Origin of the sequence: Streptomyces sp. NPDC046197, assembly GCF_040646295.1 — a bacterium.
Taxonomy (GTDB): Bacteria; Actinomycetota; Actinomycetes; order Streptomycetales; family Streptomycetaceae; genus Streptomyces.
In genome coordinates, this window is sequence record NZ_JBEYZY010000029.1 from 19917 (window position 1) to 34872 (window position 14956).

A 14956-nucleotide genomic window follows, 5' to 3' on the forward strand; every position below is an offset into this window, starting at 1 on the left:
GTCACCCGGCAACAGGTGCCGTCACTTGTAGATCGCCGCCGGTGGGGTCGCCGACTCCGAGTCCCTACCCAGCGTCGGGGCCAGCCACTTGTCGTACGACGCCTTCCAGCCTCCGTCCTTGCGGTAGTTCTCCAGTATCCGGTTGACCTGGCGTACCAGATCGTCGGAACCCCGCTTCATCGCCACGCCGTAGTACTCCTTGGTGAAGGTGGCGCCCTTCAGCTCCACCGTCGGGTCCTGCGCGGCCTGGCTCGCGGCGAGCGCGCCGTCGGTCACCACCGCGTCGACCTCGCCGAGTTGCAGCCGCACCAGGCAGTCCAGCTGGTTGGGCACGGTGGTGGAGATGTCGGTGGAGGCGGGCAGCGTGCCCGACTTCCGGTCCGCGGACAGGTGGTCGTAGGCCGTGGAGCCCTGCGCCGAGCAGATCTTCTGGCCGGCCAGCGTCTTGTCGTAGCCCGTGATCGCCGACGTCTTCGGAGCCAGGACCTGCTGTCCGGTGAGGAAGTAGGGGGCGGAGAACGCCACCTGCTGCAGGCGGTCGCAGGTGATGGTCATCGTGCGGACCACCATGTCGACCCGGTCGCTCTTGATCGCGGGGATGCGTTCGTTGGTGGGGATGGCCTTGAACTGGACCTTGTCCGGGTCGCCGAGGATGTCCTTGGCGATGCGGTGGGCCAGGTCGATGTCGAAGCCCTCCAGCTCGCCGGAGGCGTTGTTGGGGTTGCGGTAGCCCCAGCGGTAGCCGTTCTGGTCGACGCCGACGGTGAGGTAGCCGCGCGCCTTGATGGCATCGATGTGGGACGTGTCGCCCCCGGCCCCGGACGACGGGGACGGACTCTGGTTCTGGGCGTCCGCGTCCTTGCAGTCGTCGGCCTTGGCCTGGGTGCCCCGGGCCAGCCGCCCGCCCTCGGGGCCGGGGCTCACGCCGTGCGACTGGGTGCGCGGCAGCAGCAGGACGAACGCCAGCGCCAGGGCGCAGACGACCGCCATCGCGCCCACCCCGCCCCAGCCCTTCAGAGCGGCCCGCAGACGTCGTGCTCGCATGGTCACGCCCCCTCTCACCGGTACTCCGACAGCCTGCGCCCGATGCCCAGCACCGCCGCGGCGGCGGCGAGGACCGCGAGCACCGCGGAGCCGACGGGCAGGCCGGTCATCGCGTCCCGGCCGTCGCCCGCGGCCTGCTTGAACTCGTTCGTCTCATGGGTCAGCGCCGAGGCGAGCGAGGTGTCGACGTTGTCGAAGCACACGCCCGTCGACTGCGCCTGGCCCTTGGCACCGGCGCCGATGACCCGGTCGCGTGCCGCCTGGTAGTCGCCCGAGTCGTTGGCCTGGCGGGCCAGTTCGTGCCGCGACTTCCAGACCTTCATCGACTGGTTCGCCACTTGCACGGGCTTCTGGCCCGCCGTGTCGTCGGCGAGCCGGCCGGCGCGGTCGAGCTTGCTGCCGAGCTTGTCGATCTCCTGGTCGTACGCCCAGTCGTAGGCGTCCATGACGGTGCCGTTGGTCAGGGTCTTGGTCTCCGCGCCCCGGCTGACCAGGGTCAGGTTCTCGTCGCTGCGGGCCTTCAGGGAGGCGATGCGGGCGTCGTGCAGCACGCTCAGCGAGCGGACGCCGTGCGCGTAGGAGCCGTTGAGACCCGCGCGGGCGATGCTGTGGCCGACGACCAGCCACAGCAGGACGACGGTGGTGGCGGCACTGGCGGCGACCAGCCCGTGGTTCAGCACCCGGTTCGTCCGCAGGTAGTTGCGCCGCTGTGCCCACGCCAGGGCGGCCAGGGCGAGGACGCCGAGGGCGATCGCGAGCCACGGGTAGGGCGTCGCGTCCGCGTAGTCGGCGCTCAGGCGCTGGTTCTCCTTCTGGTACAGGTCCTCGGCCGCCGGGAGCATCTCGTTCTGCATCGTGTCGTTGGCGGCGCGCAGGTAGGCCCCGCCGACCGGGAAGCCCTGGCGGTTGTTGGCGCGGGCCGACTCGACCAGGCCCTTGTAACGCGGCAGGAGTTCGTTGAGCCGGGTGATGGTGGCCGCGGAGGGGGAGCCGGGGTCGGTGCTCGCGGCGGCGGTGACCAGCTTGCCGGCCGCCGTGCGCACATCGGACTCGTAGCGCTCGCGGGTGGCCCGGGTCTCCTGCAGCCCGGCGAGATAGCCGCTGGTCGCCATGGTGTTGGCGTCGGCGAGCGAGCGGTAGATGTCCGCGGCGTCCGAGCTGAGCGGCTGGCTGCTGTGCAGCACGTCGTCGGCGGCCGTGGCCCGGTTCGTCGTCTGCCAGGCGGTGACGGCGCCGAAGGCGACGACCAGGACGGCCAGGACGGCGCCGACCATGCGGAGCCGGCCCGGCTCGGTCGTGGCGGTGGCGCGCAGCCGGTCCACGCCCTCGGCGAACGCGGTGCGCCGTGCGGGCGCGGGCCCCGGCGGCGTGCCCGGCGCCGACGGGGCGGGCCCGGGCTGCGGCAGTATGGCCGGCAGGGCGGGCAGGCCGGAGCCCGGTGGTGCCGTGCTGCTCGTCGGCGGGTGTGTCACTGCTGACCTCCCCCATGGTCATCCGTCGCCGCAAGTATCGCTGCCGGGACCGACAATCCGCACCGGCCTTCACTGGATCTTGATCGGATCGCAGCGCAGTTCGTCTTCCGGCGCACAACGCGACGCTCCGCACCACCCCTTGCCCATGAATACGCCGGGGGAATCGGTTCGGTTCCAGGGCCGAAGGGGTGACGCGGGCGCCGCGCCGGCCGACGGACGGGACGGACCGGGGCTCAGGACGCCGGAGGTGCCGAGGACACGGAGGACACGGAGGCCGCGGAGGCCGCGGAGGACGCCGAAGACGCCGAAGACGCCGAAGACCCCGAAGACCCCGAAGACCCCGAAGACGCCGAGGCCTCGAAGTAGGCCCGCACCCTGGACTGCACCTCGCCCGCCGCCCCCACCCGGTCCAGCCCCAGCAGGGCCGCGCCCAGCACCGGACTGGCCGTCACCACCCGCGGTACCGCCTTCGGGGCCCGTGCGGTCAGCAGTTCCCGGACGGCGTCGTCCAGCTGGGGATGGCGGGCGGCGAGGACACCGCCGCCGAGCAGCACCGGAGTCTCCTCGTCCAGCAGATCCAGGCGGGTGAGGGCGACGGTGGCCATCGTCGCCACCTCCTGGGCCAGGCGGTCCACGATCGCGCGGGCGACGGCGTCGCCGGCCGCCGCCGTGGCGAACAGGACGGGAGTCAGCTCGTGGCGGCGACGGTGTTCGACGTGCTCCAGGTGGAGCGCCTCGATGAGGGCGTACATGGAGTCGAGGCCGAAGTGGGCGGGGAGGGTGTGCGCCAGTTCCGTGGGACCACCGCGGCCGTCCTCCGCGCGGGCCGCGTACCACAGGGCCTCCTCCGCCAAGCCCCAGCCGCCGCCCCAGTCGCCGGAGATGCGGCCGAGGGCCGGGAAGCGCGCGGTGCGTCCGTCGGGGCGCATGCCGACGCAGTTGATGCCGGCGCCGCACACCACGGCGACACCGCGCGGTTCGGACACGCCCGCGCGCAGGATGGCGAAGGTGTCGTTGCGGACCTCCACGGTGGTCCCCCACGCGCGCGCGTGCAGGGCCGCCGCCAGCTGTGCCTCCTCCACGGGGAGATCGGCGTTGGCCAGGCAGGCCGAGACATGGGCCACCGAGGTGACCCCGGCCGTCGCGCGGGCCCGGTCGACGGCTTCCGCCAGCGCGTCCACCGCCGTACGGATGCCCACGGCCGGCGGACGGAAGCCCGCGCCGCGGGCCGTGGCGAGGACGCTGCCGTCGGCCGCCACCACCGCGACGTCGGTCTTGCTGTTGCCCGCGTCGATGGCGAGGACGCTTGCGGTCAGGCCCACGCGAGGTGCTCCCGGTTGTGCGCGATCAGCTGGTCGGTGAGGGTCTCGGCGTACGCGTACTGGCCGACGAGGGGATGGGCGAGCAGGGCGCGGACCACCCGGTCCCGGCCGCCGCGCAGCGCGGCCTCCAGGGCCAGGTCCTCGTAGGCCGTGACGTTCGCCATCAGGCCCGCGTAGAGCGGGTCCACGGCGGACACGGGAAGCGGGGTCGGGCCCTTCGGGCCGACGGCCGCCTGCACTTCGACCACGGCGTCGTCCGCGAGGAAGGGCAGCGTGCCCTTGTTGCGGGTGTTGACCACCTGGTACGGGCTTCCCCCTCCGCCCAGCAGAGCGGCCGCCAGGTCCACCGCCGCCTCCGAGTAGTAGGCGCCGCCGCGCCTGGCGAGCAGGGCCGGCTTCTCGTCGAGGGCCGGGTCGCCGTACATGGACAGCAACTCGCGTTCCATCGCCGCCACTTCGGCCGCCCGGGACGGTTTCGTGCGCAGTTCCCGTACGACCTCGTCGTGCGCGTAGTAGTAGCGCAGGTAGTACGAGGGGACGACACCCAGGCGGTCCAGCAATGGACGGGGCAGGCGCAGGTCGCCGGCGATCGTGTCGCCGTGCTCGGCCAGCAGCTTGGGCAGGACGTTCTCGCCCTCGGGGCCACCCAGGCGCACCCCGGTCTCCCAGGTGAGGTGGTTGAGACCGACGTGGTCCAGGTGGACGTCCCGGGGCGCGACGCCGAGCATTCCGGCGAACTTCCGCTGGAAGCCGATCGCCACGTTGCACAGGCCGACCGCCCGGTGGCCCGCCTCCAGCAGGGCACGGGTGACGATGCCGACCGGGTTGGTGAAGTCGATGATCCAGGCCCGGGGGTTGGCCCGGCGGACGCGGTCCGCGATGTCCAGGACCACCGGGACCGTGCGCAGCGCCTTGGCCAGGCCGCCCGCGCCCGTCGTCTCCTGGCCGACGCAGCCGCACTCCAGCGGCCAGGTCTCGTCCTGCTCGCGGGCCGCCTGGCCGCCGACGCGGAGCTGGAGCAGGACCGCGTCGGCGCCGTCCACGGCGGCGTCCAGGTCGCGGGTCGTGACGATCCGGCCGGGGTGGCCCTGGCGGGCGAAGATACGGCGGGCCAGACCGCCGACCAGCTCCAGGCGGTCCGTCGCCGGGTCGACGAGTACCAGTTCCTCGACGGGGAGGGTGTCCCTCAGGCGGGCGAAGCCGTCGACGAGTTCGGGGGTGTAGGTCGAGCCGCCGCCGACCACGGTGAGTTTCATGTCTGGTTCAACCCTTTACTCCGGTGAGCGTGACGCCTTCGACGAACGCCTTCTGGGCGAAGAAGAACACGAGGATCACGGGGGCCATGACCAGCGCGGTGGCGGCCATGGTGAGGTTCCAGTCGGTGTGGTGGGCGCCCTTGAACGACTCCAGGCCGTAGGAGAGGGTCCACGCACCCGGGTTCTCCGAGGCGTAGATCTGGGGGCCGAAGTAGTCGTTCCAGGCGTAGAAGAACTGGAAGAGGGCGACGGCCGCGATGCCCGGCCTCGCCATGGGGAGGACGACCTTCAGCAGGGTGCGCAGGTCGCCGCAGCCGTCCACCCGCGCCGCGTCCAGGTACTCGTTCGGGATCGTCATCAGGAACTGACGCAGCAGGAAGATGGAGAACGCGTCGCCGAACGCCATCGGAATGATCAGCGGCCACAGCGTGCCGGACAGATCCAGCTGTTTCGCCCAGAACAGGTACATGGGGATGATGATCACCTGCGGGGGCAGCATCATCATCGAGATCACCAGCATGAGTGACAGATTGCGGCCCGGAAAGCGGAACTTGGCGAGGGCGTAGGCCACCGGGATGGACGACACGACGGTCAGCACGGTGCCGAGGCCGGCGTAGACCAGGGTGTTCCTCCACCAGGTGAGGAAGCCCGGGGTGTCGAAGACCTTCCGGTAGTTGCCCCACTCCCACGTGTGCGGGATCAGGTCGCGGCTGAGCGCCTGGGTGTCGCTCATCAGCGAGGTGAGGAAGACGAACACGAAGGGCAGCGTGAAGAACAGGGCGGCCGCCACGCCGAGGGAGTGGATCGCGATCCACTCCAGGACCGCCCTGCGGCGGGCCGTGCGTTCGGCGGGGGAGACCGGCGCCTTCAGCTCGACCGGCTTGTCCAGCACTTGGGTCATCGTCAGTCACCTGCCTGGATGAGACCGCCCCGGCGCCGCATCAGGAACGCGGTGAACACCATCGACAGGGCGAACAGCACCAGTGCCACCACACAGGCCGAGCCGTAGTCGAAGCGCTGGAAGCCGAGGTTGTACACGAGCTGGGGGAGGGTGAGCGTGGACTTCTCCGGGTAGCCGGGCTCGAACTGCGTGCCCGCGCCCTGGATCACACCGGAGGCGACCTTCCCGGCGATCAGCGGCTGCGTGTAGCACTGCATCGTCTGGATCACGCCGGTGACCACCGCGAACATCACGATCGGCGAGATGTTCGGCAGGGTGACGTACCGGAAGCGCTGCCAGGGCGAGGCGCCGTCCAGCTCCGCGGCCTCGTACTGCTCCGCCGGCACGTCGAGCAGTGCGGCCATGAAGATGACCATGAGGTCGCCGACGCCCCACACGGCGAGCAGGGTCAGGGCGGGCTTGGACCAGGCGGGGTCGTTGAACCAGCCGGGCCCGGGGACCCCGATCTTCTCCAGGAGGGAGTCGACCGGCCCCGTGCCGGGGTTGAGCAGGAAGGCGAAGGCCATGGTCGCCGCGACCGGCGGGGCGAGGTAGGGCAGGTAGAAGAGGGTGCGGAAGACACCCGTGGCGGTCTTGATCTTGGTGATGAGCAGTCCCACGCCGAGTCCGAAGACCACCCGCAGGGTGACCATCACCAGGACCAGCCACAGGGTGTTGCGCAGGGCCGGCCAGAAGAAGGGGTAGTGCTCGAAGACGTACGTCCAGTTCTTCGTTCCGCTCCACGTCGGCGGCTTGAAGCCGTCGTAGTGCATGAACGAGAAGTAGACCGTCGAGATCAGCGGGTACGCGAAGAAGACCGCGAAGCCGATCAGCCAGGGCGACATGAAGGCGATGGTCCGAAGCGCCGACCTGCGGCGCTTCGACGCCAGGGTCACAGTGCTCATCGTCGGACTACTTCGCCTGCGCGATGTCCGTGTCGATCTGCCGGGCCGTCTTCGCCAGTCCGGCCCCGAGGTCGTTCTCCTTGCCGCTCTCGTAGTCGTAGCCGAACTGCTGGATGGTCACCAGGTACTGGCCGCCGTTGATCGAGGCGGGAGTCGTGGTGGAGTTCGGGTTGGCCGCGATGCCCAGGAAGGTCCTGAAGCGTGGGTCGTACTTCAGCTTCGGGGACTTCAGGGCGGCCAGCGTGGACGGTACGTTGTGGATGTCGTTGGCGAAGCCGACCACCGCGTCGGTGTTCGTGGTCATGTACTTCACCAGCTCCCAGGCGGCGTTCTGCTTGTGGCTGGTGGCGGCGATGCCGGCGATGGTGCCGGTGATGTAGCCCTTGCCGTACTGGTCGGCCTGATCGTCGGGCACGGGCAGCGGTGCCACCCCGATCCGGAACTTCGGCCTGGCGTCCGTCGCCATGCCCAGGCGCCACTCGCCGTCGAGCTGCATGGCGACCTGGCCGGTGTGGAAGGGGTGCTTGGGGCCCCACTCGTCGCCGAGCGTGGCGCGGTACTTCTCCAGCCTCTGGAAGCCGCCCAGTTCGTCGACCAGCTTCTTCTGGAGGGTGAAGCCCTTTTCGAAGGCGGGGTCCCTGGCGAGGTTCGACTTGCCGTTCGCGTCGAAGTACGTCGGGGAGAACTGCGCGAAGTAGTGCTCGGTCGTCGTCTCCCAGCCGTGGTAGTCCGGCATGAAGCCGAGCTGCTTGAAGCCGTCGCCCTGGGGGATCGTCAGCTTCTTGGCGTCGGCCTCGAATTCGGACCAGGTCCTCGGGGGGCTCTTGATGCCCGCCTTCGCGAAGGCGTCCTGGTTGTAGTAGAGGCCGTAGGCGTCGCCCAGCAGCGGCACCGTGCAGCGCTTGCCGTCGAACTGCGTGTACTCGTTCATCGGCTTGGGGAACGTGGACTGCGGGTCGATCCCGGCCTTCTTGAAGAAGGGGTTGAGGTCGGCCAGCGCGCCGGAGGAGCAGAACTTGCCCACGTTGTTCGTGGTGAACGAGGAGATCACGTCCGGCGCCCGGTCGCCGCCCGTGCGCAGCGCCTGGTTGATCTTGTCGTCGGTCACGTTGCCGACGACGTTCACATGGATGTTGGGGTGCGCCTTCTCGAAGCCGTCGATCAGCGACTTCACGGCCTTCACCTCGTTCGGCGCGCTCCAGGCGTGCCAGAAGTTGATCGTCGTCTCCTTGGCGGCGTCGTCGCTCGCCCCGGAGTCCGGCTGGCCGGTGCAGGCGGTGGCCAGGAGCGCTATGGAGACGGATGCGGCGAGGGCGAGGGCCGCTTTCCGGGACACTTCGGGCATGGCTGGGTCTCCCTGGGACGGGCGGGGCGGTGAGGGAAGGGGGTGGTGCGGAGGGTCGGCTGCGAAGGGTCAGCGCGAGGTGTCGAAGACCTCGTCGCGGGTGGCCGCCAGCGCGCTCTCCAACGCGCCGCGCAGCACCGGATGTTCACGTACGTCGCCGACCACGAGGTGCGGCCGGGAGGCGGCCAGCTCCTCCAGCTCGGCCTGGACCAGGCCGCGCAGCACCTCGCCGCCGGCGGTGAGCAAGGCGCCGCTGAGGACGACGAGTTCGGGGTCGAGGACGGAGACGAGGGAGGCGAGACCGGTCGCGAGCCGGGTCGCGTACGTGGTCAGGAACCGGCGGTGCGGGCCGGTGGCGTGGTCGGCGGCCCGGGCGACGAGATCGGCGGCGGCCTCGGCGTACGGCCCCGCCGGCACGTCCTCGACGCCGAGCTCCCGGGCCAGCCGGGGCAGCGCCTGCGAGCCGGCCAGCTCCTGGTAGCCGCCGCTGTTGGCCTTGGTGACCTGGCGGACCAGCGGGGTGCCGGGCACTGGCAGGAATCCGACCTCGCCGGCGCCGCCCGTCCAGCCGCGGTGCAGCCGGCCGCCGAGGACGAGCGCGGCGCCGAGACCCTCCTGGTTCCACAGCAGGACGAAGTCCCGGTGGCCGCGGGCCGCGCCGAGCCGCTGCTCGGCGATGGCGACGAGGTTGACGTCGTTCTCGTACTCCACCGGCATCGGCAGCGCGGCGGCGAGCTCGTCGAGCAGGCTGGGGGAGTGCCAGCCGGGCAGGTGGGAGGCGTAGCGCAGGCGGCCGGTGTTGGGGTCGAAGGCGCCGGGGGTGCCGATGACCAGCCGGTGGACGTCGTCCCGGGCCAGCCCCGCGGCCTTCACCGCGCCGTCGAGGGCGTCGGTGACCTGCCGTACGACGGGCTGGGACGGGCGCCGGCCGGGGGTCGGCAGCTCGTACTCGCCCACCGTGCGGCCGGTGATGTCGGCGACGGCGGCGCGGATGCGGTCGGGGGTGACGTCGAGCCCGGCGGCGTGGGCGGCGGCCGGGTTGACCACGTACAGCTGGGCGCTCGGGCCGGGGTGTCCCTCGCTCGTCCCCGTGGCGAGGACGAGTCCGGCGGCCTCCAGACGGGCCAGCAGCTGGGAGGCGGTCGGCTTGGACAGGCCGGTGAGCTTGCCGATCCGGGTGCGCGACAGCGGTCCGTGCTCCAGCAGCAGGTCCAGGGCGGCGCGGTCGTTCATGGCACGCAGGACGCGCGGGGTGCCCGGCGTGCCGGCGGTTCCTGCCATATGTCTCGACACCTGCCCTTCAACTGCTCAGCTTCTCAACAAGATCGGCCGGAAGTCCACAGCGGGGTCGCCGGGGCTCCCCTTGATCACTGTTAGGAAAGTTTCCTATTCGGGTGGGAGGAACGTAAGCCCGGGAAGAAGCAGGCGTCAATAGACGGCGCCCCCGAGGCAACGGAGTCGTTACCTGCGGGGGCGCGGGGCGTCGGGGCTCGGCTCTCGCCTCACTTCCCCCGAGGCGCGGGCCGCTGTGAAGCAATGGGCGCCGTCGCCGCCGTCTGCGGGGAGTCGGCGTTGGAGTACGCCGACGGGGCCGCGACCGCAGCCGCGGGGTCGGGGATCTCGTCCTCCTCCGCGGGAGCGGTCGCCCCGCCCACGATGCGGATGTCCGCCGCGTCGAAGGCCCGCTTGATACGCCAGCGCAGCTCGCGTTCGACGGTCACCGACTTGCCCGGCATGGTCCTGGCCGAGACGCGGACCACCATCGAGTCGATCAGCACGCTGTCCAGGCCCAGCACCTCGACCGGGCTCCACAGGAGCTCGTTCCAGGGCTCCTCCTTGCTCATCTTCTCGGCGACCTCGTCGAGGGTGGCCTTGAGCTTGTCCAGGTCCTCGTTCGCCCGGACGGTCACGTCCACCCCGGCCGTCGCCCAGCCCTGGGAGAGGTTGCCGATCCGCTTGACCTCGCCGTTGCGGACGTACCAGATCTCGCCGTTGTCGCCGCGCAGCTTGGTCACCCGCAGGCCGACCTCGATCACCTCGCCCGAGGCGACCCCCGCGTCGATCTTGTCGCCGACGCCGTACTGGTCCTCCAGGATCATGAAGACACCGGAGAGGAAGTCCGTGACCAGGTTGCGGGCGCCGAAACCGACCGCGACACCGGCGACACTGGCCGAGGCCAGCAGCGGGGCCAGGTTGATCTTGAACGTGGACAGCACCATCAGCGCCGCCGTACCGAGGATCAGGAAGCTCGCCACCGAGCGCAGCACCGAGCCGATCGCCGCCGCCCGCTGCAGCCGGCGCTCGGCGTTGACCAGCAGGCCGCCCAGCGCGGTGCCGTTCGTCCCCTCGTTGGGGCGGTTCATGCGTTCTATCAGCTTGGTGATGGCCCGCCGCACCGCAGCTCTGAGCACCACCGCGATCACCACGATCAGCAGGATCTGGAGACCGATCGCGAGCCACGTGGACCAGTTCTGCTCGACCCAGCTCGCGGCGTGAGTCGCGCTCTGCTGGGCGTCCTGGAACGTGGGCACCGTCACGGTCGGCGACTCCGAGGGAGACGGCGACGGCGACGGACCGGCGGCCAGTAGGACGACGGGCAAGGACACAGCAGGTACCTCCAGGTGCGTCCGCCCTCCGGCGCGGCGGTCAATATCAACAGGGTCACGGAAAGGTCACCGGACGGCGGACTCACCACACTATCGGGGCACGGTGTGCGGACAGGCGTGATCTTCCAAGGAGAGCTGGTGCTCACCCACCCCGGAAGGGGCTCTGAGCAGGCCGCCGGACCGGTCGTGTGAACCGGCCCTCATCCGGGGGATGAATCGGGTGTGGTCGAAAACACTCCCAGCCCGTTACCGGGACATGGTGGCGCTTCCACCAGGCATGAGGGGAGACTGGCTGCAGATCGTCCCGGCGCGAGCCACGCGCCGCCGGCGTACAAGGAGGCATCCGTGCCGCATGTCCTGGTCCTCAACGCGTCGTACGAGCCGCTCGGCGTCGTACCGCTCCGCCGCGCGCTCGTCCTCGTCCTCGAGAACAAGGCAGTCTGTCTCGAGGAGTCCGGCGCCTTCATGCACAGCGCAACCGTCGCAGTCCCCGCACCCAGTGTGGTCCGGCTCAAGCGTTTCGTCCGGGTTCCCTATCGGGGACCCGTTCCGCTGACCCGAAGGGCGCTGTTCGCGCGCGACGGGGGCCGGTGCATGTACTGCGGTGGCGTCGCAACCAGCGTCGACCACGTCATCCCGCGCTCGCGCGGGGGCAAGCACGTCTGGGACAACGTGGTGGCCTCCTGCCGCCGCTGCAACCACGTCAAGGCCGACCGCCACCTCGTGGAGCTGGGCTGGCGGCTGCGTCACAAACCGGCTCCGCCCACCGGTCTGGCCTGGCGCATCATCGGCACCGGCCATAGGGACCCGCGCTGGCTGCCCTACTTGCAGCCGTACGGCGCGGACGACGCCTTGGCCCGGATCGACGGCATATCCGCCTGACGATCCGGGCCCTCGCATTCCCCCGGCCGGGCACCGCACCGGCCGGGGCCGGCATGCGCGGCGACCCGGTCGGTGACTTCGTCCGCGCTCAGTCCGCGACGGCGTAGGCCTCCACCGACCACAGCGAATAGCCGTACCGCGTGGCCCGCCCGTCGCCCTGCACCCGCACGTGGCGGACGTCGCGCTGGTCCATCCGCAGATCCTCGCGCCCGCCCCGGCTGTCCCGGACGGTGGCGGCGGTGCGCCAGCGGCGGCCGTCCGGGGAGACCTGGATCCGGTACGCGGAAGCATGCGCGTCCTGCCAGTGCAGCACCACCCTGCCGAGCCGCACCGGGCGGGCCAGCTCCACCTGCCACCACGCCCCGTCGTCGGCGGGCGAGGACCAGCGCGTGTCCGGGTCGCCGTCCTTCGCGGCCGACGCCGGGAAGGCGGGCGTCTCGTCGCCGGACGAGCTCGCGGTGCCGGTGCGGGCCAGGTCGGGCCCGCCGGTGCGCGGGAAGGCGCGGACGGTGAGCGTGCGGGTCACTCCGGCGAAGGAGACACGGACGTCGTACGGCCGCGACGGCGAGCCGGGCGGCACGGTGACCTCGACGGCGACGTCCACGCTCGTGCCGCGCGGTACCGTCACCGGCGCGGCCGGGACGCGCACCTGGATGCCCTTCGGGGCCTGCACCGTGACCTGGCCGCTCACGTCGGCCGGGCCCAGGGAGACCAGCCGCGCCGTCAGCCGGCCGGTCCCGCCGATCTCCGCGTCCGTCTCCCCGCGCGGCAGCTCGAGGCCGGCGGCGGGAGAATCGGCGAACCACGGGATCAGGTGCCGCACCCGGGAAGGAGCGGGGCCGGTCACACGGACGGCGTCCACGGTGGCGCCCCGGACGGCGAGCTGCGTCGCGCCCGCCTCCGCGAGTGTCCCGATCCGGCGCCAGCCCCCTGCGACGGTGTGGACCTCGACGCTTCCGCCCGTCCCGGGGTCCGTCAGCACCGTCACGGCGGTCAGCGCGCGGCCGTGCGGAAAGCGGATCGTGCGGCCGTCGGCGGTGCCGGCCGTGCCGCCCGGGTTCCCGGCCGCTTCCCGGGCGATGCCCGCCCACGCCTCGTACGCCTGCCGCGCCCGGTCGAGGAACGGGTCCAGCACGCCCTTGCCGACGGTGACCCCGCCGCGCCCCACCTCGGCGCGCAGCTCGCCCAGCCTGCGGTACGCCGCCCAGGCCGCCGCCGCGTCCCCGGCCCGCTGCGCGTGCAGCATGTCCAGCACCGCGGTGCCCGCCTCGCCGTAGCGGGCCAGCTGCGCGGACCAGGGGGCCACCTCGGCCGCCAGGCCGCGGTCCCCGGCGAGGCGTCGCGGTGTCTCGCGCAGCACCGTGAAGGCGGCGCGCAGCCGCCGTTCGGCGCTCTCGTTCGCGGCGCGGTCCGTCGTCGTACGAGCCCGCCACAGCGCGTCGATCAACGGGCGCAGATACGCCGACTCGGTGCCGCCGAGGACCGAGGACGCGTCGTTCCCGGCCAGCGCCGAGAGGGCCTGCTCGCGCGGCCCGTCGCCCGCCGCGAGGTCGGCGATCGCCGCCCGCCAGGACTCCTCGGGGCGGTAGTCGCGCGGGTTCCAGGCGTAGTCGGCGGCCGTGAACAGCGGGATGCGGGACGCCTCCGCCTGCTCCATCGCGTTGGCCAGGAGGGCGGCCGAACCACTCGCGACCGCCGGTTCGCGGCCGGTGTAGGGGCCGAGGAAGATGCGGTCCTCGGCGTAGTCGTTGACCGGGTAGTTGTCCATCGTGACCAGCGAATGCCCGAACGCCTCACGGGCGCCTGCCAGTTCGTGTCCCGTGATGGTCCGCGGCACCACGCCCACGCCCGTCCACGCCACCTGCACACGCTGGTCCAGCGCGGTCGCCAGCGCCCGTCGGTAGGGTGTCGCGCCGTCCTCGTAGAACTCGGTCGGCATCACCGTCAGCTGGGCCGCCCCCGGGTGCCGCTCGGCCAGATACCGGGCCACCGCGTTCGCCACCCGGGCCTGCGCCCGCGCCGCCGCGTCCGGCCCGGACCCGAAGGTCCGCGCGTCCGCGCCGCAGTGCCACTCGCTGTAACTGACGTCCTGGAACTGCAGCTGGAAGGCCCGGAAGCCGAGCGCCCACATCGCCTCCAGCTTGCGCGTGAGCGCCCGTACGTCCGCGTCCGACGCGAAGCACAGGGACTGGCCCGGCGCCACCGCCCAGGCCGGGGTGACGTGGTTGCGGCGCGCCCGCTCGGCCAGTTCACGGAAGGCCGCCCGCTGTCCGGCCGGGTACGGCTCGCGCCAGCGTTCCTGCCGGTAGAGGTCGTCACCGGGGGCGTACAGGTACCGGTTCTGCTTGGTCCGGCCCATGAAGTCCAGCTGCGCGAGCCGCTGCCCCTGCGTCCACGGGGTGCCGTAGAAGCCCTCCGTGGTGCCGCGCACGGCGGTGCCCGGCCAGTCCCGGACGACGACGCCCGGGATCGTACCGTCGGGCCGCACGAGTTGACGCAGCGTCTGCACGGCGTGGAACAGACCGTCCTCACCGGCGCCGGTGAGGGTGACGGTGCCGTGCTCGACGGTGAGCAGATAGCCCCCGGAGGGCAGCGCGTGACGCGGATCGCCGTGCGGCTGCTCGGTGCGCGCCCGCACCACCAGGGCGCCCTGCGGGAGGGGATCCGACCCGCCGGCGGTCGTGATGGTCCTGGCTCCCGCCCCGCGCAGCAGCGCGCTGAGCGCGTCGAGGGCGTACGGGTCCGCCGTCGCGTCGGTGACCAGCACGACCCGGTCGGTGACCGAAGCCGTGGCGCCGGTGGCGCGCAGGGACTGCGGGCGGGGCCAGACGGAGACGCCGGCGGCCGTCGACGGGTTCTCCGGGTTGGTGGTCGCGGTGCCGGGCACCGGTGGAGCCGCGACGGCCGCGGGAGTGGCTCCCAGCGTGCCGGCGACGAAGGCGAACGCGAGCGCGGCCGACTTGCGTGCCGTTCCCTTCCCGTGCCGAAGCTGCACGGACCCCCTCCTCCTCGCCCGGCCTTCCCCAAGGCGGTGCCGAAACGAACGTCGTGGAACGTCGTGGAACGTCGCGGGACGTCGGACCCACGAGCCCACCATCCGCGCGAAGAGGTGTCAACGAGAGTGGCCGTTGTGCCTCGTTTGCCCCAACCTGAAGAAAGTGGAATGTGACCAGAAGCACGTGGT

11 protein-coding genes are annotated in these 14956 nt (G+C 71.7%); 1 reads left to right on the top strand and 10 read right to left on the bottom strand.

Annotation, left to right across the window (positions count from 1 at the left end; all coding sequences use genetic code 11):
* Positions 1–21: 21 nt before the first annotated feature.
* The 9 genes from AB0A61_RS31060 to AB0A61_RS31100 form a co-directional block, all read right to left on the bottom strand.
* Positions 22–1044: a glutamate ABC transporter substrate-binding protein gene (locus AB0A61_RS31060; RefSeq protein WP_361299566.1), complete on the bottom strand. Its 1023-nt coding sequence runs from the start codon at positions 1042–1044 to the stop codon at positions 22–24.
* 14 nt (positions 1045–1058) lie between these two features.
* Positions 1059–2516: a hypothetical protein gene (locus AB0A61_RS31065; protein WP_361299569.1), complete on the bottom strand. Its 1458-nt coding sequence runs from the start codon at positions 2514–2516 to the stop codon at positions 1059–1061.
* Between the two features lie 233 nt (positions 2517–2749).
* Positions 2750–3838 (bottom strand): BadF/BadG/BcrA/BcrD ATPase family protein, encoded by a 1089-nt coding sequence (locus AB0A61_RS31070; protein ID WP_361299572.1) that lies wholly within the window; start codon positions 3836–3838, stop codon positions 2750–2752.
* A complete protein-coding gene (locus tag AB0A61_RS31075; protein ID WP_361299575.1) occupies positions 3829–5094 on the bottom strand; it encodes a 6-phospho-beta-glucosidase in 1266 nt (421 codons plus the stop codon). The genes AB0A61_RS31070 and AB0A61_RS31075 overlap by 10 nt, the downstream gene beginning before the upstream one ends.
* A gap of 7 nt (positions 5095–5101) precedes the next feature.
* Entirely contained in the window at positions 5102–5995 is an 894-nt protein-coding gene (locus AB0A61_RS31080) for a carbohydrate ABC transporter permease (protein ID WP_361299578.1), read from the bottom strand.
* Positions 5996–5997: 2 nt separating this feature from the next.
* A complete protein-coding gene (locus tag AB0A61_RS31085; RefSeq protein ID WP_361299581.1) occupies positions 5998–6939 on the bottom strand; it encodes a sugar ABC transporter permease in 942 nt (313 codons plus the stop codon).
* Between the two features lie 7 nt (positions 6940–6946).
* A complete protein-coding gene (locus AB0A61_RS31090; RefSeq protein ID WP_361299584.1) occupies positions 6947–8284 on the bottom strand; it encodes an ABC transporter substrate-binding protein in 1338 nt (445 codons plus the stop codon).
* 69 nt (positions 8285–8353) lie between these two features.
* Positions 8354–9565, bottom strand: coding sequence for an ROK family transcriptional regulator (locus AB0A61_RS31095; RefSeq protein ID WP_361299587.1), 1212 nt, complete (start codon positions 9563–9565; stop codon positions 8354–8356).
* Positions 9566–9786: 221 nt separating this feature from the next.
* A complete protein-coding gene (locus AB0A61_RS31100) occupies positions 9787–10890 on the bottom strand; it encodes a mechanosensitive ion channel family protein (protein ID WP_361299590.1) in 1104 nt (367 codons plus the stop codon).
* 345 nt (positions 10891–11235) lie between these two features.
* Here AB0A61_RS31100 and AB0A61_RS31105 point away from each other — a divergent pair, with 345 nt between their 5' ends.
* A complete protein-coding gene (locus AB0A61_RS31105; RefSeq protein ID WP_361299593.1) occupies positions 11236–11772 on the top strand; it encodes an HNH endonuclease in 537 nt (178 codons plus the stop codon).
* A gap of 88 nt (positions 11773–11860) precedes the next feature.
* Here the strand turns inward: AB0A61_RS31105 and AB0A61_RS31110 are convergent, their stop codons facing one another.
* Positions 11861–14767 (bottom strand): beta-N-acetylglucosaminidase domain-containing protein, encoded by a 2907-nt coding sequence (locus AB0A61_RS31110; protein ID WP_361299596.1) that lies wholly within the window; start codon positions 14765–14767, stop codon positions 11861–11863.
* Positions 14768–14956 lie beyond the last annotated feature (189 nt).